Origin of the sequence: Lysobacter sp. CA196 (assembly GCF_052078695.1) — a bacterium.
Classification (GTDB): Bacteria; Pseudomonadota; Gammaproteobacteria; order Xanthomonadales; family Xanthomonadaceae; genus Lysobacter.
The window spans coordinates 291,185-316,005 of sequence record NZ_JBQJIN010000001.1 but is presented as its reverse complement, the minus strand read 5'-3'; the positions used below and the strand labels follow the sequence as shown (position 1 = coordinate 316,005).

General features: G+C 69.3%; 4 protein-coding genes (1 of these 4 cut by a window edge). All 4 read left to right on the top strand.

Annotated features, from left to right (window positions below):
* Positions 1-96 precede the first annotated feature (96 nt).
* Positions 97-12,393 (top strand): amino acid adenylation domain-containing protein, encoded by a 12,297-nt coding sequence (locus ACTOWK_RS01315; protein WP_441328408.1) that lies wholly within the window; start codon positions 97-99, stop codon positions 12,391-12,393.
* A gap of 66 nt (positions 12,394-12,459) precedes the next feature.
* Positions 12,460-19,119, top strand: a complete 6,660-nt coding sequence (locus ACTOWK_RS01310; RefSeq protein WP_441328407.1) for an amino acid adenylation domain-containing protein — start codon at positions 12,460-12,462, stop codon at positions 19,117-19,119.
* On the top strand, positions 19,109-22,495 hold the full coding sequence (locus ACTOWK_RS01305) for an amino acid adenylation domain-containing protein (protein WP_441328406.1): 3,387 nt from the start codon (positions 19,109-19,111) through the stop codon (positions 22,493-22,495). Before ACTOWK_RS01310 ends, ACTOWK_RS01305 begins: the two co-directional genes overlap by 11 nt.
* On the top strand, positions 22,492-24,821 hold the 5' end (the start) of the coding sequence (locus ACTOWK_RS01300) for an amino acid adenylation domain-containing protein (RefSeq protein WP_441328405.1). Its footprint extends 4,486 nt past the window's final position; only the first 2,330 of its 6,816 coding nucleotides appear in the window; it begins with the start codon at positions 22,492-22,494; its stop codon lies off the right edge, out of view. The genes ACTOWK_RS01305 and ACTOWK_RS01300 overlap by 4 nt, the downstream gene beginning before the upstream one ends.

Below are 24,821 nucleotides of genomic sequence, written 5' to 3'. Positions count from 1 at the left end.
GCCGCGGCGGCCGACAGGCGCGTCGCGGCGGCAGGGAATGCAACGTCGAGCGGTCGCCGGTAGCGGCGACCCCACAGGATCACAGGGAATTAGCTAATGTTTCTTTTCGAGCTGGTGCAGTACGTCGAACAAAACGGCATCGACATCAAGGTCGTCGACGGCAAGTTGCGCATCACCGGCGACCAGGCCTTGCTGACCGACGAAGTCAAAGCGACGATGAAGCGCTATAAAGCCGAGCTGTCGGCCTATTACACGCGCATGTCGCAGGATGCGATCCCCGCGCGCGTTGGCGAAGGCTCCTATCCCTTGTCGTTCGCCCAGCAGCGCCTGTACTTCCTGTACCAGTACGAGCCGGAGCTGACCAGCTTCCTCCTGCCGATGGAGCTGGAACTGCGCGGCGAACTCGACGTCACTGCCTTTCGCGACGCGGTCGCGGCGGTGGTCCAGCGCCATCCGATCTACCGCACCACGTACCGGGTCGAGGCCGGCGTGCCGCGCCAGCGTTTCGACGCCGGGCGCAGCTTCGAGGTCGGTTTCCGCGACCTCAGCGAGGCCTCCGAGGCCGCGCGCGAGGCCGGCCTGGCCGAATGCCGCCGCGACGTCTCCGAGCGGCCGTTCGACCTCGGCGAGGAACTGCCGCTGCGCGTGCATCTGCTCAAGCGCGGCGCCGGCGCCTACACCTTGCTGGTCGGCTTCCACCACATCGCCACCGACGAGTGGTCGATCCAGCAGTTCGTCCACGAAGTCTCGCGGATCTACCGCGACCGCGGCCACGCGAGGGTCGCGGTCGAGCCGGTGTCCTACCTCGATTACGCCGCCTGGCAGGTCGAGCAGTACGAGGCCGGCGGCTACGAGGTGTCGCGTTCGTACTGGCAGCACCAGCTCGACGGCATCAAGGGCGTGCTGGAACTGCCGCTGGATTTCCCGCGCCCGGCGTTGCAGAGCTACAACGGCGCCCAGCTTGCCCGCCAGCTGCCGAATGAACTGAGCGGCAAAGTCGGCGCCTTCCTGCGCAGCCGCGGCCTGCCCGAGTTCGGTTTCTATCTCGGCGTCTGCCATCTGCTGCTCAACAAGCTCAGCGGCGAGAACGACATCGTGGTCGGCACCGACGTGTTCGGCCGCGACCACGCCGACCTGCGCGACATGGCCGGCTTCTTCGTCAACCAGCTCGCCCTGCGCAGCCAGATCCATCCGGAAACGCCGGTCGGCGAGTATCTCGGCCAGGCCGGCATCGCCGCGATGGACTCGCTGCGCTACCAGGACATGCCCTTCGACAAGGTCGTCGACGCCCTCGGCATCGAGCGCGACGCCGCCTATTCGCCGGTGTTCCAGGTCAAGTTTTTGTACGAGCGCGCGGCGCGCAAGCTGGAGCTGTTCGACGAGGTCGAGGCCAGCGAACGCGCCTCCTTCGGTACCCGTTCGCAATACGACCTGACCCTGAAAGTGCAGGGCGACCAGGTCATCGCCTACTACAACACCGACCTGTTCCGCGCCGGCACGGTCGAGGCCTGGCTGGATCTGTACCTGGCCTTGCTCGACGAAATCGTCGAGCAGCCGCAACGCCCGGTCGCCGAGCTGCTGCAGGGCAGCCTGGCCCAGCGCTATGCCGACTTCACCCAGGGCGAGCAGCGCGTCGTCGACCCCGCCGACTTGTTCGCCCGCATCGACGCCGCGGTGGCGGCGAACCCGCAGGCGATCGCGGTGCGCGCGGTCGACGGCGAAGCCAGCTACGCGCAGTTCGACGCGCGCGTGCGCCAGATCGCCGCGCGCCTGTTGGCGATGGGCATCGCCAAGGGCGACAAGGTCGCCGTGCACCTGGACCGTTCCATCGACCTGGCCGCGGCGGTGGTCGCGGTGATGCGCGCCGGCGCGGTGTTCGTGCCGTTGGACCCGAGCTATCCGCGCGAGCACATCGACTACACCCTCGGCGACAGCGGCGCCGGCGTGGTGGTGACCCAATCGACCCTGGCCGATCACCTGCCGGAGTTCTACGGCTTCGTGCTCGATCTCGACACCTTGCCGACGCCGAATGCCGACATCGCCGCGCCGGCCTATCCGGCCCTGGGCGCCGAAGACATCGCCTATCTGCTCTACACCTCCGGCTCGACCGGGCGGCCGAAGGGCGCGCTGGTCCCGCACGGCGCCTTCGCCAACCTGTGCGACTGGTACATCCGTTTCTGCGATCTGGACGCGAGCAGCCGGGTGCTGCTGATGATCCCGATCGGTTTCGATGCCTCGATCAAGAACATCTTCGCCCCGCTGATGGCCGGCGGCACCCTGGTGCTGGCGCGCCCGGACCTGTTCGATCCCGAGTCGCAGCTGCGCCAGATCGAACAGACCGGGGTGAGCCTGATCAACTGCGCGCCCAGCGCGATGTACGCCCTGGTCAAGCACGATGCCGGTCATGGCTATCGCTCGCTGCGCAGCCTGCGCCTGCTCGCGCTCGGCGGCGAAGCCCTGGACCTGAGCCTGCTGCGGCCGTGGCTGGCCAGCGAGGCCTGCCAGGCTGCGCTCGCCAACATCTACGGCCCGACCGAGTGCACCGATATCTCGGTGGTGTACAAGGCCGGCCGCGAGGAATGGTTGCAGCGCTCGCAAGTGGTGATCGGCCGGCCGATCCAGAACGCGCAGGCCTATATCGTCGACGCCGGCTTGCGCCTGTGCGCGCCGGGCGTGTCGGGCGAGCTGGTGATCGCCGGCCGCGGCGTCGCCGCGGGCTACCACAACCTCGACGAGGCCAGCGCGCGCAGCTTCGTGCGCGCGCCACTCGCCGATTCGCCGATCTACCGCACCGGCGACGTCTGCCGCTACGACGAAGACGGCCAGATCGTTTACTTGGGCCGTCGCGACGGCCAGATCAAGATCCGCGGCAAGCGCGTGGAGACGGCCGAGATCGTCGCCCAGCTCGCCGCCTTGCTGCCGGCGCGCAAGATCAGCGTGCAGCTGTACGCCGCCAACGGCATGGAACTGCTGCTGGCCTTCGCCGACGGCGGTGCCGCAGCCGCGACCGGGGTCGACGAACTCAAGCAGAGCCTGGCCCAGCGGCTGCCGCGACACATGGTGCCGGCGCAGATCCTGTTCGTCGAACGCATGCCGCTGACCCCGAACGGCAAGATCTGCACCAAGTCGCTGACCGCGGTGTTCGAGGCGCAGCGCGCCAACGCCGAAGCGGTCGACGAAACTCTCGACGAGACCGAGCGCCTGATCGCCTCGGTCTGGGAGCAATTGCTTGGCGTGCAGGGGATCGAGCGCGGCTCGGACTTCTTCTCGCTCGGCGGCGATTCGATCTTCTCGATCCAGCTCGTGGCCGAACTGCAGGCGCACGCGATCAAGGTCTCGGTCGCCGACATCTTCAAGCATCCGACCCTGGGCCAGCTCGCGAGCCTCGCCGCGCGCAATGCCGCTGCCGCGGTCGCGGCAGAAGCCGACGACCAGGCCGGCGCCGCCGCCGAGGACGCCGTGCTGGCGCCGTTCGCGCTGTTGTCCGAGGCCGACCGCGGCCTGCTGCCGGACGGCCTGGAGGACGCGTATCCGGTCACCTCGCTGCAGCACGGCATGATCTTCCACGGCCTGCTCGATACGAGCGGTTCGACCTATCACGACGTGTTCTCGTTCGAACTCAGCTTCGATGCCTTCGACGTGCAGGCCTTCGTGCGCGCGATCGGCGACGTCGTCGCCCGCCATCCGGTGCTGCGCACCGGCTTCGACCTCGGCCGTTATTCGGTGCCGTTGCAACTGGTGCACGCCCAGGTCGCCCCGAACATCGACCAGGCCGACCTGCGCGGGCTCGACGAGCCGGCGCAGGCGCGCGAAGTCGCGCTCGTCATCGCTGCGATCAAGGCCAAGGGCTTCGCCCTCGAAGGGCCGAGCCTGATCCGCTTCACCGTGCTGCGCAAAGCCGAGCACTGCATCCAGTTGGTGATCGACGCCCACCACGCGATCCTCGACGGCTGGAGCATGGCGACCTTGCAGCGCCAGGTGTTCGAGTGCTATCGCGCCTATCAGGCCGGCGCCGAGACGCCGCCGACCTTCGACAGCGGCCGTTCGCGTTTCGCCGACTACGTCGCCCAGTTGGCGCGGGAACAGGCCGACCCGGCCAACCGCGCATTCTGGGACGATGCCGGCCGTCGTGCCGGCGAAGGCCGCCTGGCCGCGGTCGCCGCCTCCGCGCCGGCCCGCGAGCACCGCGAGATCCGTCTCGACGCCGCTCTGGCCGCGCGCCTGGACGAGCTGGCCGTGCACGAAGGCGTGGCGGTGCGCACGCTGTTGTTCATGGCCCATGCCTGCACCCTGCGGGCGATGATCGGCAGCGACCGCGTGGTCACCGGCCAGACCGACAACGGCCGCCTGGAAGCGCGCGGCGCCGAGAACGTGCTCGGCCTGTTCCTTAATGTCTTGCCGCAGACCGTCGACCTGCGCGGCAAGCGCTGGCGCGAACTGGCCGCGGCGGTGCACGAGGCCGAGAGCGCCAGCCGCGCTCACCGCCGCTATCCGCTGGCCTCGATCCTGCAGCGCCATCCCGCGCTCGCGGTCGATTCGTTGTTCACCTACACCAATTTCCGCGTCTCCAATCCGCTGACCCGCGAAGCCTCGTTGCGGGTGCGCGAAGGCGAGTTGTTCGAGGAGGTCAACTTCGGTCTGTCCCTGCACGCCAACGGCAACCGCGAGGACGGCTACACCGTCATCCTCGATGCGCGCCTGAACCTGCAGCCGATCCACATCGAGGCGCTGCTGCGCACCTATGTCGATGCGCTGGAGGCGATGACCGCCGATTTCGACGCTGTCATCGCACCGCTGCCGGCGCACCATCTGCCGGTGTTCGGCCACGGCCAGGACGGTGCCGCGCATGCGCTGCTGCGTTTCGACGCCGCGCTCGACGCCGCCGCGCTCGACGCCGCCGCGACCGAGGTGGTGCAGCGTGCCTTCGGTGCCGGCGCCGCCGGCCCGGCCCTGCATCTGCTGAGCCCGGCCTTCGCCGCCGGCCACGACGAACAGGCCGGCATCGACGTCGCCCTGAGCCAGATCGGGGCCACCGATGCGCCGCTGACCGTCGCCGCCTATCGCCGCGACGGTGCCCAGGTCCTGGCCCTGCGCCTGTCGCCCGCGTTGACCGCAGCCGATCCGGCCGCGGCCAGCGCCTTGATCGCGCGTTACCGCATGTTGATCGGAGACCGCGCGGTGTTGTCGGCGCGCGCCGGCAGCGCCGCGCCGTGGCGCGAGGCCGGGGTGTTCGATCGCGACCGTGCCTACTGGCAGGCCCAGCTCGACGATGCGCCGATAGCGTTGGCGTTGCCGAGCGATCGTCCGCGCCGTGCGCAGGCCGAGCGCACGCAGGTCGAGCGCACGCAGGTCGAGCGTGGCTGCGGTTCGGTCGAGATCGCCTTGCCGGCGCAGACCACGGCGGCTCTGCGCGCGCTCGCTGCGCAACAGGCGGCGCCGTTGCCGGCCGTGGTGCTCACGGCATGGACGGCTGCATTGACGCGCTGGAGCGGGCAGGGCGAGGTCGTGACCGGCCTGGCCTCGACCGCCCTGAGCAACGAGGTTGCGGCCCTGCGCCTGGACCTGCACGACGACCCGAGCGTCGCCGATGCGATCGCTCGCGCCGCAACTGTTTTCAATGAGGCCGCTGCGCATGCCGAACTGCCGTTCGCGCAGATCGCCGAAGCCGTGCGCGGCCGCGGCGAAGCCTTGTACGAGGTGCTGTTGTCACTCGACGGCGCGACGGTGGCGACATCTTCGTCGCAGGACCTGGCCTTGGCGCTGGAGCTCGCCGACGGCGCCGACGGCCTGCGCGGCCGTCTGCACTACGCACAAGCGCTGTTCGACGCCGCCAGCGCCGAGCGCATGGGCGCTCATCTGAGCAATCTGTTGAGCGCATTGGCGCAGGGCGCCGAAGGCCCGCTCAGCGCCTTGCCGCTGCTGTCGGCGCCCGAGCGCGAGCAAGTGCTGTTCGGCTTCAACGACACCGCGACCACGGCGGCGCCGGACGGCTTGCTGCATCGCCGCTTCGAGCGTCAGGCCGCGCTGCAGCCGGATGCGATCGCGGTGATCGACGGCGCCACCGCGATCGGCTATGGCGAACTCAACCGTCGCGCCAACCGTATCGCTCATCGCCTGATCGCCCTGGGCGTGAAGCCCGACGACCGGGTCGCGATCTGCGTCGAACGCAGCGCGGCGATGGTCGCCGGCCTGCTCGGCGTGCTCAAGGCCGGCGGCGCCTACGTGCCGCTGGACCCGGGCTATCCGTCCGAACGCCTGGCCTACATGCTCGAAGACAGCCGTCCTGTGGCCTTGTTGACCCAGGCCGGGTTGCGCGAACGCCTGCCGCTCGGCGAGCCGGCGCGCCTGCCGGTACTGACCATCGACGAACTGATCGCGGCAGCGGGCGAGGGCGAGTCGCAGGATCCGGATGCGCAATCGCTCGGGCTGAGCCCGGCGCATCTGGCCCAGGTCATCTACACCTCGGGTTCGACCGGCCAGCCGAAGGGCGTGATGGTCGAACACCGCAACGTCGCCGAGCTGGTCCGCACCCACATCGGCCAATGCGCGCTGCAGCCCGGCGACCGCATGCTGCAGTTCGCTTCGTATTCCTTCGACAGCTCGGTCGTGGAAATCTTCCCGACTTTGTCGGCCGGCGCCACGGTGGTGCTGCGTCCGCCGCATCTGCTCGCGCCCGATGCCGAATTCGTCGATTTCCTGGCCGCCCAGAGGATCAACATCGCCGACCTGCCGACCGCGTTCTGGCAGCAGTGGTCGCAGTCGGTGACGGAAGGCCGGTTGTCGCCGCCGGCGAGCCTGCGCCTGGTCGTGGTCGGCGGCGAGAAAGTCGAACGCCGTCACCTGGCCCAGTGGTTGGAGGCACCAGGCCTGCGCTGCGGCTTGCTCAATACCTATGGCCCGACCGAGGCCGCGGTGTATGCGACCGCGGCGGCATTCTCCGATGCTTCGCAACTGCCCGAACACGAAGTCTCGATCGGCCGCCCGGTCGCCAATACCCGGGTCTACATTCTCGATGCGCAGGGCCAACCGGCGCCGATCGGCGTCGGCGGCGAGTTGTGCATCGCCGGCGCCCAGGTCGCACGCGGCTACCTCGGCCGCGAGGCGCTCAGCGCCGAACGTTTCCTCCGCGATCCTTTCGTCAGTCGCGATTCCGACCCGGTGTTGGCGCGGATGTACAAGACCGGCGACCTGGCGCGCTGGCGCGCCGACGGCAGCCTGGAGTACCTGGGCCGCAACGATTTCCAGGTCAAGATCCGCGGCTTCCGCATCGAGTTGGGCGAAATCGAAGCGGCGCTGTCGGCCTGCGCCGGCGTGCGCGAAGCGGTGGTGATCGCCCGCGAGGACGTGCCCGGCGACAAGCGCCTGGTGGCTTATGTCGTGGTTGCGGTCGAGGCCGCAAGCGGCGTCGTCGCCGAGGCCGCGCCGAGCGTGGCGCAGTGGCGCGAGCAACTGGCGCGCTCGTTGGCCGATTACCTGTTGCCGTCGGCGATCGTGTGTCTCGATACGCTGCCGCTGACCGCGAACGGCAAGCTCGACCGCAAGGCCCTGCCGGCGCCCGACGATGCGGCGATGGCCGCGCGCGCCTACGCCGAACCGCGGGGCGCGGCCGAAGCGGCGTTGGCCCAGGTCTGGCAGGACCTGCTCGGCCGCGAACGGGTCGGCCGCAACGATCACTTCTTCGAACTCGGCGGCCATTCGCTGATCGCGGTGCAGCTGGTCACCCGCCTGCGCGAAGGCCACGGCCTGGAGCTGTCGCTGCGCGACGTGTTCGCGCGGCCGCAGCTCGCCGACATGGCGTTGAACCTGCGCGGCGCCAGTGCGGCGTCGCTGCCGCCGATCCTGGCCGCCGACCGCAGCGCGCCGCTGTCTTTGTCGTGGGCGCAGCAGCGCCTGTGGTTCCTCGACCAGCTCGACTCCGCCGCCGGCGCCGCCTATCACATGCCCGCGGCGCTGCGCCTCAGCGGCCGGCTCGACCGCGCGGTGCTGCAGGCTACCCTCGACCGCGTCGTCGCGCGCCACGAGATCCTGCGCACCTGCTTCGTCGCCGGCGACGGCGAGCCGGTGCAGTCGATCGCGCCGGCCGATTGCGGCTTCGTCCTCGACGATCTCGACCTCAGCGCGCTCGACGCGCCGGCGCGCGAGCGTGAGGTGCAGAGTCTGTCGGCGGCGGAAGTGCGCAAACCGTTCGACCTGGCGACCGGCCCGCTGATCCGCGGCCGCCTGCTGCGCCTGGCCGCGGACGAACACGTGCTGCTGCTGACCCAGCACCACATCATTTCCGATGGCTGGTCGCTCGGCGTGCTAGTCGACGAAGTGTCGGCGCTGTACGCCGCCTTCACCGAAGGCCGCGCCGATCCGCTGCCGCCGCTGCCGGTGCAGTACGCCGACTACGCGGTGTGGCAGCGCCAGTGGCTGCGCGGCGACGCGCTCGAAGCGCAGATGGGCTATTGGCGCGAGCACCTCAGCGGTGCGCCGGCCCTGCTGGAACTGCCGACCGACCGGCCGCGTCCGCCGGTGCAGCGCTACATCGGCAGCACCCGCCGGTTCCGCATCGGCCAGGACACGGTCGACGGCCTGCGCGCCTTGTCGCAGCGCCACGGCAGCACCTTGTTCATGACCCTGCTGGCCGGCTGGTCGTTGCTGCTGTCGCGCCTGAGCGGCAGCGACGACGTGGTCGTCGGTACCGCCGTCGCCAACCGCCGCCGCGGCGAGGTCGAGCCCTTGCTCGGCTTCTTCGTCAACACCCTGGCCCTGCGCGTCGACGTCGGCGACGACCCGACCATCGGCGAACTGCTGGCCCGCACCCGCGCGGTCATGCTCGGCGCCTACGAGCACCAGGACGTGCCGTTCGAGCAGGTCGTCGACATGCTGCAGCCGGCGCGCAGCCTGGGCCACAACCCGGTGGTGCAGAACATGCTGGTGCTGCAGAACACCCCGACCGGCACTCTGCAACTGCCCGAGCTCAGCTTGAGCCTGATCGACCAGCCGCGCGACGAGACGCTGTTCGACCTGTCGCTGGAACTGATCGAGAACGAAGGCGGCCTCGACGGCAGCCTGGAATACGCCAACGACCTGTTCGACGCCGCCACCATCGAACGCTGGTCGCAGCATCTGCAGACCTTGCTGCAGGCGATGGCCGAGGACGAACAGCGCCGCATCGGCCGCCTGTCGCTGCTCAGCGCCGACGACCGCCGGCTGGTGCTGGAACGCTTCAACGAGGTGGGCGGCGATGCGCCGGCTGCGGGTCACGAGGGGCAGACCGTGCACGGCCTGTTCGAGGCCCAGGTGGCGCGCGATCCGCAGGCCACCGCGGTCGAGTTCGAGGGCCGTGCGCTGAGCTATGGCGAGCTGAATCGCCGCGCCAACCGCGTCGCCCATCGCCTGATCGCGCTCGGCGTGGCGCCCGACGACCGCGTCGCGATCTGCGTCGAACGCGGCCTGGATGCGGTGGTCGCGGTGTTCGGCGTGCTCAAGGCCGGCGCCGCCTACGTGCCGCTGGACCCGGCCTATCCGCCGGAACGCCTGGCCTATCTGGTCGGCGACAGTGCGCCCAAGGCCTTGTTGACCCAGAACGCGCTGCGCGAAGCGGCCTGGTCGCTCGACGAACACGCCCCCGACATCGCGGTGTTGATGCTCGACGAAGACGAGACCTGGGCGGCGCAGCCCGAGCACGACCCGGTGGTCGGTGGTTTGTCGCCGTCGCACCTTGCTTACGTGATCTACACCTCCGGCTCGACCGGCCAGCCCAAGGGCGTGATGGTCGAGCACCGCAACGTGCTCAATCTGTGGTCGGCGTTCGAGCGCGAAGTGTTCGCCGAATGCGCGCCGGGCGCGCGCCTGGGCCTGGATGCGGCGCTGTCCTTCGACGCCTCGGTGCAGTCGCTGGTGCAACTGCTGTCGGGCCGCTGCATGGTGATCGTGCCGGCGGCGATCCGCGCCGACGGCGCGGCGTTGATCGAGTTCCTCGGTCGCGAGCGCATCGACATCTTCGACTGCACGCCGGCCCAGTTCGAGGCCTTGCTCGCGGCCGGTCTGCTCGACGATGCGGTCAGCGGCGGCAAACGCCCGGGCACCCTGCTGGTCGGCGGCGAAGCCCTGCCGGCGCGCGCCTGGGACGCGGCCGCGGCCTCGTCGATGCGTTGCTACAACGTGTACGGCCCGACCGAGTGCACGGTCGACGCCAGTTATGCGCGCATCGAAGCCGGGGTCGCGCCGCACATCGGCCGGCCGCTCGCCAATACCCGCATCTACGTGCTCGGCGGCGACGGCGAGCCCTTGCCGGTCGGCGTGGTCGGCGAGATCCACATCGGCGGCGCCGGCGTCGCCCGCGGCTACCTCGGCCGCCCCGAGTTGAGCACCGAGCGCTTCGTCCGCGACCCGTTCGCGGCCGGCGCCGAAGCACGCATGTACCGCACCGGCGACCTCGGCCGCTGGCGCAGCGACGGCAAGCTGGAATACGTCGGACGCAACGACTTCCAGGTCAAGCTGCGCGGCTACCGCATCGAGCTCGGCGAGATCGAGGCGCGCTTGTCGGCCTGCGCCGACGTGCGCGAGGCGGTGGTGATCGCACGCGAAGACCAGCCCGGCGAGAAGCGCCTGGTGGCCTACATCGCGCCGCGTGCCGCGGCCAAGGACGAAGCGTTGGAAGAACTGCTGGACGGCCAGGTCGCGCAGTGGTCGGACATCTTCGACGACCAGGGCGAGGAAGAAACCATCGAGCAAGCCGACTTCGGTTTCGACCTGACCGGCTGGAACAGCACCTACACCCGCGAGGCGATCGCCAGCGAAGGCATGCGCGAATGGCTCGACGGCACCCTGGTGCGGATCGAGGCGCTGCAGCCGCGGCGCGTGCTCGAGATCGGCGTCGGCACCGGCATGATCCTGTGCAACATCGCGCCGCGCTGCGAGCGCTATGTCGGCACCGACCTGTCGGTCAAGACCGTGGCCAAGGTCAACCATCTGGTCGGCGTCACTGCGGACCTGATCGGCAAGGCCGAGGTGTTCCAGGGCGAGGCCACCGACTTCTCGGCGATCCGCGGCGAGTTCGACACGGTGGTGATCAACTCGGTGGTGCAGTACTTCCCGAACCTGGCCTACCTGGAGCAGGTGATCGCCTCGTCGATCGGGGTCACCGCGGCCGGCGGCAAGCTGATGATCGGCGACGTGCGCCACCACGGCCTGATGCCCTCGTTCCATCTGTCGGTGCAGGCCTTCCAGTCGCCGGACAGCCTGTCGGCGACGCAACTGGGCGACCGCGCAGCGCAGAAGATGCGCGGCGACATCGAACTGCTGATCGACCCGGTCTGGTTCCATGCCCTGCGCGAGCGCTATCCGCGGATCAGCGCGGTGCGCGTGCTGCCCAAGTTGGCGCGTCACGAAAACGAGATGTCGGCCTATCGCTACGACGTGGTGCTGAGCATCGACGGCGAACGCGACGAGGTGTTCGCTGTCGATTGGCAGGACTGGGGCGACGAGGGCTTCGATGCGCAGCGCCTGCAGCAGCGCGTCGACGCCGCCGGCGAGGCGGTGCTCGGCCTGCGCGCGATCGCGCATCCCTGGGCCACGCCTTATCAACGCGCCTGGCAGCGGCTCGGCGCGGGCGCGGGCGCGGACGAGGGCGGGGGCGGGGCCTCGGTCGCGGCGATCAAGGCCCAGGCCGCGCTCGACGCGCGCCAGGGCGCGCTGTGCGCCGATCTCGAAGACTTCTGCCGCGAGCGCGGCTACAGCCTGGACCTGAGCTGGGCGCCGAACGCGCAGGGCGGCGAGTACCACGCCCTGATCGGTCGCGACGGCCAGGCCCTGCATTTCGACTGGCGCAGCGTGATCGCACAGGAGCAGTTGTCGAAGGACGAAGCCGGCTTCGCTCACGACCCGCTCGAAGCCAAGTGGCGCAGCACCTTGCCGGGCCGCTTGCGCGAAGTGCTGGCGGCGCAGTTGCCCGAGTACATGGTGCCGAGCGCGTTCATGCTGATCGACCGTTGGCCGCTGACCGGCAACGGCAAGCTGGCCCGCCAGGCCTTGCCGGCGCCAGATCGCATCGCGGTGACCGCGCGCAGCTACGAGCCGCCGCAGGGCGAGGTCGAGGAGACCATCGCGACGATCTGGCAGGAACTGCTGGGCCTGGAGCAGGTCGGTCGCCACGACCACTTCTTCGAGGTCGGCGGGCACTCGCTGCTGGCGGTGCAGGTGATGGCGCGGGTGCGCGAAGCCTTCGCCGTCGACGTGCCGGTGGCCGAGTTGTTCAAGTCGCCGGAAGTCGCGCTGCTGGCGCGGGTGGTGCTGGTCGCCAGCGTCGGCCGCTACGCCGACGAGGACGTCGAGCGCATGGCCGCCGACATCGACCAGCTCTCGGAAGAAGAATTGCGCGCCCTGCTCGAAGAGGAAAACCCGTGAGCCGCCGCGAGCACGCGGCCGTTGCGGGACGACACACCATGGAACAACTAGCGATGGAGATGCGGGATGTCTAAGGAATCGTCGGCGGACATCGAGCTGCTGAAACTGGAACTGTTGCGGCGCCGGCTCAACAAGTCGGCGACCCCGGCCGCGCAGCCCGACGGCGCGCGGCCGATCGCGCGCGCCGATCGCGACGGCGAACTGCCGCTATCGTGGGCGCAGCAACGCATGTGGTTCCTCGACCGCCTCGACCAGGCGGCCGGTGAGGCTTACCACGTGCCGGCGGCGCTGCGCCTGAAGGGGCGGCTCGACCGCCTTGCGCTGCAGTCCGCGCTCGACCGCATCGTCGCCCGCCACGAAAACCTGCGTACCCGCTTCGTCGGCGTCGACGGTTCGGCGCGGCAGGAGATCGCGCCTGAACAAATCGGTTTCGTCCTGGTCGATCACGACCTGCGCGCGTTGGCGCCGGCCGAACGCGAAGCCGAAGCCGCCCGGATCGGCCGCGACGAAGCGCTGGCGGCGTTCGATCTGGCCGCCGGCCCGCTGATCCGCGGCCGTCTGCTGCGGGTCGGCGACGACGAGCACGTGCTGCTGGTGACCCAGCACCACATCATTTCCGACGGCTGGTCGATGGGCGTGCTGGTGCGCGAAGTCAGCGCGCTCTACACCGCCTTCACCCAGGGCAGCGCCGACCCCTTGCCGGCGCTGCCGGTGCAGTACGCCGATTACGCGGTGTGGCAGCGCCAGTGGCTGCAGGGCGAGGCCTTGCAGAAACATATCGATTTCTGGCGTGGTCACCTCGGCGGTGCGCCGACTTTGCTGGAACTGCCCGGCGACCGTCCGCGCCCGCCGCTGCAGAGCTATGCCGGCGACCGCATCCCGGTCGCCTTGCCGGCGGCCTTGAGCACCGCTTTGCGCGCGTTGTCGCAGCGCCACGGCACCACCGTGTTCATGACCCTGCTGGCGGGTTGGTCGGCGCTGATGTCGCGCCTGAGCGGCCAGGACGAGGTGGTGATCGGCACGCCGGTGGCCAATCGCGCGCGCACCGAACTCGAACCGCTGATCGGTCTGTTCATCAACACCCTGGCCTTGCGCGTCGACCTGCGCGACGACCCGACCGTCGCCGAGCTGTTGGCCCAGGTCAAGACCACTACGCTCGGCGCCTATGCGCATCAGGAGTTGCCGTTCGAGCAAGTGGTCGAGGCGCTGGCGCCGGAGCGCAGCCTCGGCCACAGCCCCTTGTTCCAGGTGATGCTGACCCTGGACAACACCCCCGACAGCGGCAGCTTGGCGCTACCCGGCCTGGAACTGAGCGCAGTGCCGGCGACCAACGCCAAGGCGCATTTCGACCTGCGCCTGCTGCTCGGCGATGCTGGCGACGATCTCAACGGCGAGCTGGAATACTCCAGCGACCTGTTCGACCGCGCCACCGCCGAACGCATGGTGCGGCAGTGGATCGCGCTGCTGCAGGGCATGGTCGGCGGCGATGCGCGCAAGGTCGGCGAGCTGGCCCTGTTGACGAGCACCGAGCGCGAGCAGGTGCTGCGCGAGTTCAATGACCTGCGTGCCGATGCGGTACACGACCGTACGATTCATGCGTCGTTCGAGGCACAGGCGGCTTCGGTGCCGGAGGCCGATGCCTTGCTCGTCGAAGACGAAGTACTGAGCTACGCCGAACTCAACCGGCGCGCGAATCGAGTCGCGCATCGTTTGATCGCGCTCGGCGTGAAACCCGACGATCGCGTGGCGATCTGCACCGAACGCAGCGTGGCGATGATCGTCGGCCTGCTGGGCGTGCTCAAGGCCGGTGCGGCTTATGTGCCGCTGGACCCGAGTTATCCGAGCGAGCGCTTGGCCTACATGCTTGAGGACAGCCGTCCCATCGCTCTGCTGACCCAGTCGGCCTTGCGTGCGGCGATGCCGATGCTGGAAGGCTCGCCGCTGCCGCTGGTGGTGCTCGACGACGAGTCGCTGGCGGATCAGAGCGAAAGCAATCCGAGCGTCGAGAGCTTGAGCCCGCGCAACCTGGCCTACGTGATCTACACCTCCGGTTCGACCGGCCAGCCCAAGGGCGTGATGGTCGAGCACCGCTCGGCGGTGAACTTCTGGCGGGTGATGGGCGAAACCACTCATCGCGAGCTGACCCAGCCGTCGCGCGTGGCTTTGAACGCGGCGTTCTCGTTCGACATGTCGCTGAAGGGCATCCTGCAATTGCTGTCGGGCCATGCCTTGGTGCTGATCCCGCAGTCGATCCGCGCCAACGGCCCGGCGATGCTGGAGTTCATCGACCGCTACCGCATCGATGCCTTCGACAGCACGCCGTCGCAGTTGGAGGTGTTGCTGGCGGCCGGCCTGATCGGCAAGCCCGGTCACCAGCCGACCAGCTTGCTGCTCGGCGGCGAACCGATCGGCAAGGCGATGTGGGACAGGCTCAAGGCCTCGCCCAGCATCCACTTCCACAATATGTACGGCCCGACCGAGTGCACGGTCGACGCCACCATCGGCAGCATCCGCGATGCGGTCGGCGGCCCGAACATCGGTCGCCCGATTGCGAATACCCCGGTGTATCTGCTCGACAGCCGTGGTGAGCCGGTACCGGTCGGCGTGCCGGGCGAGCTGTTTCTCGGCGGCGTGCAGGTCGCACGCGGCTATCTGGACCGTCCGGAACTGACCGCCGAACGTTTCGTCCGCGACCCGTTCGCCACGAACGAAGATGCGCGCATGTACAAGACCGGCGACCTGGGCCGCTGGCGCGCCGACGGCAGCATCGAATATCTGGGCCGTAACGACTTCCAGGTCAAGATCCGCGGTTTCCGCATCGAACTCGGCGAGATCGAAGCGCGCCTGACCGCTTGCGACGGGGTGCGCGAAGCGGTGGTGATCGCCCGCGAAGACGACGGCGGCGACAAGCGCTTGGTCGCCTATGTGGTGGCGGAGCAGGGCGTCGAGATCTCGGCGGCCAACCTGCGCGAAGCACTGGCGCGCGACCTGGCCGAATACATGATCCCAAGCGCCTTCATGGTGCTCGACGCGCTGCCACTGACGCCGAACGGCAAGCTCGACCGCAAGGCCTTGCCGTCGCCGGACCAGTCGGCCTTGGCGAGCCGCGAATACGAGGCGCCGCAAGGCGAGACCGAACAGGCCATCGCCGGGGTCTGGCAGGACTTGCTCGGCATCGAGCGGGTCGGCCGCCACGATCATTTCTTCGAATTGGGCGGGCATTCGCTGCTGGTCATCAGCCTGATCGAACGCCTGCGGCAGTGCGGCCTCAACGTCGACGTGCGCACCGTGTTCACCACCCCGGTGTTGAGCGTGCTGGCCGGCAAGATCGCCGGTGAGGCCGAAGCGCCGGCGGCGGAAGTCGCGCCGAACCTGATCGTCGCCGGCACCACCGCGATCACCCCCGAGCTGTTGCCGCTGGTGACGCTGAACCAGTCCGAGATCGACGCCATCGTCGCCAGCGTGCCCGGCGGTGCGGGCAACGTCCAGGACATCTACCCGCTGGCGCCGTTGCAGGAAGGCATCCTGTTCCATCACATGCTGGAGAACGACAGCGGCGGCGATACCTATCTGCTGCGCACGGTGCTCGGTTTCGACGGCCGCGAGCGCATGGACGCTTTCCTGGATGCCTTGCAGCAGGTGATCGACCGTCACGACATCCTGCGCAGCGCGGTGATCTGGCAGGGCCTGCCGCAACCGGTGCAGGTGGTCTACCGGCAGGCGCCCTTGCCCCTGCACGAGGCCGAGCTGTCGGCCGATGCGCCGGCGTTGCCGCAACTGCTCGCCCACACCGACCCGCGGCGCATGCGCCTGGACCTGCAGCGCGCACCGATCCTGGCCGCGTTCCGCGCCCAGGACCCGGACAGCGGCGAATGGCTGCTGGCCTTGTTGCGCCACCACGTCAGCGGCGACCACGTCGCCATGGCGCTGATCCTGTCGGAGATCCTGGCGCTGCTGCAGGGGCGCGGCGAAGCATTGCCGGCCAGCCTGCCGTACCGCAACTTCATCGCCGCCACCCGCGCGGTGCCCGAGGCCGAGCACGAGGCCTGGTTCCGCGAACAGCTCGGCCATGTCGACGAGCCGACCGCTCCGTTCGGGGTACTCGACGTGCAGAGCAGCGGCGAGCAGGCGCGCGAAGCGCGGATCGTGTTCGACGACGCCCTGGCGCGGCGCATCCGCGAGCTCGCGCGCGAGCGCGGCGTGACCCCGGCCGTGTTGTTCCATGTGGCCTGGGCGCAAGTGCTGGCGCGCTGCAGCGGCCGCGACGAAGTGGTGTTCGGCACCGTGCTGTCGGGCCGCCTGCAGGGTTCGGAGGGCGCCGACCAAGTGGTCGGCATGTTCCTCAACACCTTGCCGATCCGCATTCCGGTCGGCGGCGAAGCCGTGGCCGAGGCGGTGCGCGACACCCACCGCCGGCTCAGCGAACTGCTGGCGCACGAGCAGGCCTCGCTGGCCCTGGCCCAGCGCTGCAGCGCGATCGCACCGCCGTTGCCCTTGTTTACCGCGTTGCTCAACTATCGCCATAGCCACGAACCCGGCAACGCCGCCGAGGAACAGGCCATGGTCGAGGCCTGGGACGGCGTCTACGTGCTCAAGGACGACACCCGCAACAACTACCCGCTGACCATGTCGGTCGAGGATCTGGGCCAGGGCTTCGGCCTGACCGCACTGTCGGTGCCCGGCATCGACGGCCCGCGCGTGGTCCGCTATATGCAGACCGCGATGGAGTCCTTGATCGCCGCGCTCGAAGCCGGTGGCGAGACGCCGTTGCAGGCGCTGCCGATTCTGCCGGTCTCCGAGCGGGAGCAGGTGCTCAAGGACTTCAACGATCTGCGCGCGGATGCGCTGCACGACCGCACCATCCATGCGCTGTTCGAGGAACAGGCCGCGTCCAAGCCGGATGCCGAAGCGCTGTTGGTCGAAGAAGAGGTGCTGAGCTACAGCGAACTCAACCGCCGCGCCAACCGGGTTGCGCATCGTCTGATCGCGCTCGGCGTGAAACCTGATGATCGGGTGGCGATCTGCACCGAACGCAGCGTGGCGATGATCGTCGGCCTGCTGGGCGTGCTCAAGGCCGGTGCGGCCTACGTGCCGCTGGACCCGAGCTACCCGATCGAGCGCCTGGCCTACATGCTCGAAGACAGCCGTCCGATCGCCTTGCTGACCCAGTCGGCCTTGCGTGCGGCGATGCCGATGCTCGAATCCTCGCCGCTGCCGTTGGTGGTGCTCGACGACGAGTCGCTTTTGGCGTACAGCGAAAGCAATCCGAGCGTCGAGAGCTTGAGCCCGCGCAACCTGGCCTACGTGATCTACACCTCCGGTTCGACCGGCCAGCCCAAGGGTGTGATGGTCGAGCATCGCTCGGCGGTGAACTTCTGGCGGGTGATGGGCGAAACGACCCATCGCGAACTGACCCAGCCGTCGCGCGTCGCGCTTAATGCCGCGTTCTCGTTCGACATGTCCTTGAAGGGCATCCTGCAACTGTTGTCCGGCCATGCCTTGGTACTGATCCCGCAAGCGATCCGCGCCAACGGCCCGGCGATGCTGGAGTTCATCGACCGCTACCGCATCGATGCCTTCGACAGCACGCCGTCGCAGTTGGAGGTGTTGCTGGCGGCCGGCCTGATCGGCAAGCCCGGTCACCAGCCGACCAGCGTGCTGCTCGGTGGCGAACCGATCGGCAAGGCGATGTGGGACAGGCTCAAGGCCTCGCCGAGCATCCACTTCCACAATATGTACGGCCCGACCGAGTGCACGGTCGACGCCACCATCGGCAGCATCCGCGATGCGGTCGGCGGCCCGAGCATCGGTCGCCCGATTGCGAATACGCCGGTGTACTTGCTCGATAGCCGCGGCGAGCCGGTACCGGTCGGCGTGCCGGGCGAGTTGTTTCTCGGCGGCGTGCAAGTGGCACGCGGCTATCTGGACCGTCAGGAACTGACCGCCGAACGTTTCGTCCGCGACCCGTTCGCCACGAACGAAGATGCGCGCATGTACAAGACCGGCGACCTGGGCCGCTGGCGTGCCGACGGCAGCATCGAATACCTGGGCCGCAACGACTTCCAGGTCAAGATTCGCGGTTTCCGCATCGAACTCGGCGAGATCGAAGCGCGCCTGACCGCTTGCGACGGGGTGCGCGAAGCGGTGGTGATCGCCCGCGAAGACGACGGCGGCGACAAGCGTCTGGTGGCCTATGTGGTGGCGGAGCGGGGCGTCGAGATCTCGGCGGTCAACCTGCGCGAAGCGCTGGCCCGCGATCTGGCCGAGTACATGATCCCGAGCGCCTTCGTCGCGCTGGAATCCTTGCCGCTGAACCCGAACGGCAAGCTCGACCGCAAGGCCTTGCCGTCGCCGGACCAGTCCGCGCTCGCCAGCCGCGAGTACGAAGCGCCGCTCGGCGAGGTCGAACAGACCCTGGCGACGATCTGGCAGGACTTGCTGGGCATCGAACGGGTGGGGCGTCACGACCACTTCTTCGAACTCGGCGGCCACTCGCTGCTGATCATGCAGTTGGCGATTCGGGTGCGCGAGCGCTTCGAGGTCGAGATTCCGCTGCGCACCCTGTTCGAGCAGCCGACCCTGTCCTTCCTCGCCGGGTTGGTGGTGTCGGCGCAGATCGAATCCTTCGCCGAGAGCGATGTCGCCGATATCGAGCAGTCGCTCGGCGAATTGAGCGAAAGCGAGTTGTTGGCCCTGTTGTCGGAGGACGCCGTCGATGAACGATGATCAAAGCCGCAAGCTGGAGCAACTGCGCCGCGCGGTGGCTCTGCAGCAGTTGCGCAAGCGCGAAGGCGCGCGCCGCGAGACCGCGGCGCTGCCGCCGATGCAGCGTGCCGAGCGCACCGCGAGCCTGCCGCTGTCGTGGGCGCAGCAGCGTATGTGGTTCCTCGACCGCCTCGATCACGCCGCCAGCGCCGCCTATCACATGCCGGTGGCGCTGCGTCTGCGCGGCCGCCTCGACCGCGATGCGCTCAAGGCCACCCTCGACCGCCTGGTCGTGCGCCACGAAAACCTGCGTACGCGCTTCGTCAGCGTCGACGGCACCCCTGTGCAGGCGATCGACCCGGCCGAGCGCGGTTTCGATCTGGTCGAAGAAGACCTGAGTGCCTTGTCGGGCGACGCGCGCGAAGCGGCGGTGGTAGAACGCGGCCTGGCCGAGGCGCATGCCTTGTTCGACCTCGCCACCGGCCCGTTGGTGCGCGGCCGCCTGTTGCGTCTGGCCGAGGACGAGCACGTGCTGTTGGTCACCCAGCACCACATCGTGTCCGACGGCTGGTCGCTCGGGGTGCTGGTCAAGGAAGTGACCGCGCTGTACACCGCTTTCAGCCAGGGCCAGGACGACCCGCTGCCGCCGCTGGCGATCCAGTACGCCGACTATGCCGCGTGGCAGCGGCAGTGGCTGCAGGGCGAGACCCTGCAGCAGGAAATCGAGTTCTGGCGCGAGCGCCTGAGCGGCGCGCCGGCGCTGCTGGAACTGCCGAGCGACCGGCCGCGCCCGGCCGCGCAGAGCTATGCCGGCGATCGCTTCGACCTGCAGATCCCGGCGGCGTTGACGGCGAGCCTGCGTGCGCTGTCGCAACGCCACGGCACCACCTTGTTCATGACCCTGCTCGCGGCCTGGGCCGCGCTGTTGTCGCGCCTCAGCGGGCAGGACGAAGTCGTCATCGGCACCTCGGTCGCCAACCGCCGTCGCAGCGAGCTCGAACCGCTGATCGGCCTGTTCCTCAACACCCTGGCGCTGCGCGTCGACCTGCAGGGCGAGCCGAGCACGGCCGAGCTGCTGCAGCGGATCAAGGCGACCACGCTCGACGCTTATGCCCACCAGGACCTGCCGTTCGAACAGGTGGTCGAGGCGCTGCAGCCGCAGCGTTCGCTCAGCCACAGCCCGATCTTCCAGACCATGCTGGCGTTCAACAACACCGCCGGCAGCGGCGTGCTGAGGCTGCCCGAGCTGGAGTTGTCGGCGATCGACACGCCGCGCCAGACCGCGCATTTCGACCTGGAACTGGCGGTCAACGACACCGGCGAGGCGCTCGAAGCCAGCTTCGCCTATGCCACCGACCTGTTCGACCGCGCCAGCATGCAGCGCTACGCCGGGCATTTGCTGAGTCTGCTTGAAGCGATGACGGCCGACGACAGCGTCACGGTCGCGCGTCTGCCCTTGCTCGATGCGGCCGAACGCGAACGCCTACTGCAGACCTGCAACGACACCGCGGTGGCTTATTCGCAGGACCGCTGCGCGCACGAGTTGTTCGAAGCGCAGGCGGCGCGCACGCCCGAGGCGCTCGCGCTGATCTGCGGCGAGACCCGGCTCAGCTACGCCGAACTCGAGCACCGCGCCAATCGCCTGGCTCATCGTCTGATCGCGCTCGGCGTGAAACCCGATGACCGCGTCGCGATCTGCACCGAACGCAGCGAGGCGATGGCGATCGGCCTGCTCGCCACGCTCAAGGCCGGCGCCGGTTACCTGCCGCTGGAGCCGGGCTATCCCGACGAGCGCCTGGCCTACATGCTCGACGACAGCGCGCCGGTCGCGGTGCTGGCGTCGCCGGCCTTGCGCGGCCGCATCGAGGCCTTGGCGCCGTCGGCGAACCTGCTCGCCCTCGACGAAGGGCAGTGGTCGGACGGCGACGAACAGGCACCGCAGGTCGCGGCGCTGACCCCCGCGCACCTGGCCTACGTCATCTACACCTCGGGCTCGACCGGGCGCCCCAAGGGCGTGATGGTCCATCACCAGGGCCTGGTGAATTACCTCGAACACGCGCGCCGCGAATACCTTGGCGAGGCGCTACAGGGCGCGCTGGTGGCGACGCCGTTCGGCTTCGATGCCACCGTGACCACCTTGTTGACGCCGTGGCTCGCGGGCAAGCCGGTGGTGCTGCTGGCGGAGGAAGCGCAGGTCTGCCTGGCGCAATTGCTCGATTACGCTGGCCAGGCGCAGCCGTGGTTGTTCAAGCTGACTCCGGCGCATCTGGATGCCTTGTCCAACCTGTCCGCGGCTGCGGTCTCACAGACCGCGCACGTGCTGGTGGTCGGCGGCGAACAGTTGACCCGTCGAGGCCTGCAGCGCTTCCGCGAACGCGTGCTGCCGGCCTCGCTGGTCGTCAACGAATACGGCCCGACCGAGACCGTGGTCGGCTGCACCGTCTACGTCAGCAAGGCGAACGAAGCGTCGTCCGCCGCCGATGCAGTGCCGATTGGTGAGCCGATCGCCAACACCCGCATCTACCTGCTCGACCGCCTCGGCGCGCCGGTGCCGGTCGGTGTCGCCGGCGAGGTGTATATCGGCGGCGTGCAGGTGGCGCGCGGCTATCTCGGCCGCGCCGAGCTGAGCGCCGAGCGTTTCCTCGACGACCCGTTCGCGGGCGTCGCCGGCGCGCGCATGTACCGCACCGGCGACCTCGCGCGCTGGCGCCCCGACGGCGAACTCGAATACCTGGGCCGCAACGATTTCCAGGTCAAGATCCGCGGCTTCCGCATCGAACTCGGCGAGATCGAGACCCGGCTCGCCGCCTGCGCCGGCGTCGCCGAAGCGGTCGTGATCGCGCGCGAGGACAGCCCCGGCGATCAACGCCTGGTCGCCTACGTGCTGCCGCACGACGGTGCGACGCCGCAGCCGGGCGAGTTGCGCGAAGCGCTGGCGCGCGAGCTGGCCGAGTACATGCTGCCGAGCGCCTTCGTCGTGGTCGAGGCCTGGCCGCTGACCGCGAACGGCAAGCTCGACCGCCGCGCGCTGCCGTCGCCGGACGCTTCGGCGGTCGCCGCGCGCGCCTATGAAGCGCCGCAGGGCGAGGCCGAACTCGCCGTCGCCGAGGTCTGGCAGGGCCTGCTCGGCATCGAACGGGTCGGCCGCCACGACCAGTTCTTCGCTCTCGGCGGCCATTCGCTGCTGGCGATGGTGCTGATCGAGCGCCTGCGCCAGCGCGGCTACAACGCCGACATCGGTGCGGTGTTCACCGCGCCGAGTCTGAGCGAGCTCGCCCAGCGCCTGGTGCCGGTGGCCGGCGCGGCCGCCGACGCCTACCAGGTGCCGGTCAATCTGATCCCCGACTCTTTCGCCGCTTCCGTTGCCGATGCGGACACCGAGGAATTCCAAGTATGAGTCTCCAGGAACTGCTGGCCCGATTGCGCGAACTCGACGTCGCCGTGCTGGTCAAGCAAGGCGAGTTGTCGATCCGCGCGCCGCGCGGCGTGATGGGGCCGGAACTGCTGGCGCAGTTGAAGCTGCACAAGCCGGCCCTGCTGGCGATGGCGGTGGAGGACGGCGTCGACCTGGTCGGCGGCGGTCGCGAGCAGGCACCGGCGAAGATCACTCCACAGATGCTGCCGTTGGTGAGTTTGAGCCAAGAGCAGATCGACGGCATCGTCGCCGCCGTGCCCGGCGGCGTGGCCAACATCCAGGACATCTACCCGCTGGCGCCCTTGCAGGAAGGCATCCTGTTCCACCATCTGCTCGAAGGCGAGGACGGCGGCGACACCTATCTGCTGCGTTCGGTCGTCGCTTTCGAGGCGCGCGAGCGTCTCGATGCCTTCCTCGGCGCGCTGCAGGCGGTGATCGACCGCCACGACATCCTGCGCAGCGCGGTGCGCTGGCAGGGCCTGACCGAGCCGGTGCAGGTGGTGCACCGCCGCGCGCCGTTGCCGCTGTCGGAACTGACCCCGGACGTCGGCGAGACCGCGATGGACTGCCTGATGCAGCGCAGCGACCCGCGCCGTCACCGCATCGACCTGCAACGCGCGCCGAACCTGGCCGCGCAGATCGTGTTCGACGCCGACAGCGGCGAATGGCTGCTGGCGCTGCTCAATCACCATATGGTCTGCGACCACGTGACCATGGAGCTGATCCTCGGCGAGATCCATCTGCTGTTGCAGGGGCAGGGCGCCTTGCTGCCGGCGCCGTTGCCGTACCGTAATTTCATCGCCCGCACCCGGGCCATGGGCGAGGCCGAGCACGAGACCTATTTCCGCGCGCAACTCGGCCACATCGACGAGGCCACCGCGCCGTTCGGCGTGCTCGACGTGCAGGGCGACGGCGCCGCCGTCGCCGAGGCGCGGGTCGAATTCGACGATGCGTTGGCCGCGGCGATCCGCGAGGCCGCGCGTAGCCAGGGCGTGACCCCGGCGGTGCTGTTCCACGTCGCCTGGGCGCAGGTCCTGGGCCAATGCTGCGGCCGCGACGAGGTCGTGTTCGGCACCGTGCTGTCGGGCCGCCTGCAGGGCGCCGAAGTCGCCGAGAACGTGGTCGGCATGTTCATCAACACCTTGCCGATGCGGGTGGCGCTGGCCGGGGTCGAGGTCGGCGACGCGGTCCGCGACGCCTACCGCGCGCTTGGCGAGTTGCTGGCCCACGAACAGGCGTCGCTGGCGCTGGCCCAACGCTGCAGCGGCGTGCGCGCACCGACGCCCTTGTTCACCACCTTGCTGAATTACCGCCACAGCCATCAGGAAAGCGCGGCCGAGTCGGAAGACACCGCTAGGGTCTGGGCCGGCATGCGCCGCATCGGCGGCGACGACCGCACCAATTACCCGCTGACGATGTCGGTCAACGACCGCGGCCAGGGCTTTGGTCTGTCGACCCTGGCGGTGCCGGGCATCGACGGCCCGCGCCTGATGGGCTACCTGGAAACCGCGGTGCGCGCCCTGGTCGATGCGCTTGCGCACGAGCCGCAGCGTGCGCTGCGCGGCCTGCCGGTGTTGCCGGCACAAGAGCGTGCGCAACTGCTCGACGGCTTCGGTGCCGCGCGCGGCGACTACCGCAGCGGAGACAGCATCCACGGCCTGTTCGAGGCGCAGGCGGCGCGCGACCCGCACGCGATCGCCTTGAGCTTCGACGGTGCCGAGCTGAGCTACGGTGAACTCAACCGCCGCGCCAACCAGATCGCGCATCGCTTGCTCGAACTCGGCGTGCGCGCCGACGACCGCGTCGCGATCTGCATAGGCCGCGGTTTCGACATGCTGGTCGGCGTGCTCGGCATCCTCAAAGCCGGTGCCGGCTACGTGCCGCTCGACCCGGTGTACCCGGGCGAGCGCCTCAGCTACATGCTCGGCGACAGCGCGCCGGTGGCGGTGCTGACTTCGACCGCCCTGCGCGACGCGTTGCCCTTGCTCGGCGACACCGGCGCGCCCGTGCTGGCGCTCGACGACGGCTCGCTCGCCGGCCAGCCCGGCCACGACCCGCTGATCGCGGTGCGCCCCGAGCACCTGGCCTATGTCATCTATACCTCCGGTTCGACCGGCCAGCCCAAGGGCGTGATGGTCGAACACGGCCATGTCGTGCGCCTGTTCGCGGCGACCCGGCCCTGGTTCGAATTCGGCCGCGACGACGTCTGGACCCTGTTCCATTCCTTCGCCTTCGATTTCTCGGTCTGGGAAATCTGGGGCGCGCTGTTCCACGGCGGCCGCCTGGTGGTGGTACCGGAGCTGTGCGC

Excerpts from the sequence above, each read along its gene's own strand:
- ACTOWK_RS01315 (WP_441328408.1), top strand. The coding sequence starts at position 97 with ATGTTTCTTTTCGAGCTGGTGCAGTACGTCGAACAAAACGGCATCGAC.
- ACTOWK_RS01310 (WP_441328407.1), top strand. The coding sequence starts at position 12,460 with ATGTCTAAGGAATCGTCGGCGGACATCGAGCTGCTGAAACTGGAACTG.
- ACTOWK_RS01305 (WP_441328406.1), top strand. The coding sequence starts at position 19,109 with ATGAACGATGATCAAAGCCGCAAGCTGGAGCAACTGCGCCGCGCGGTG.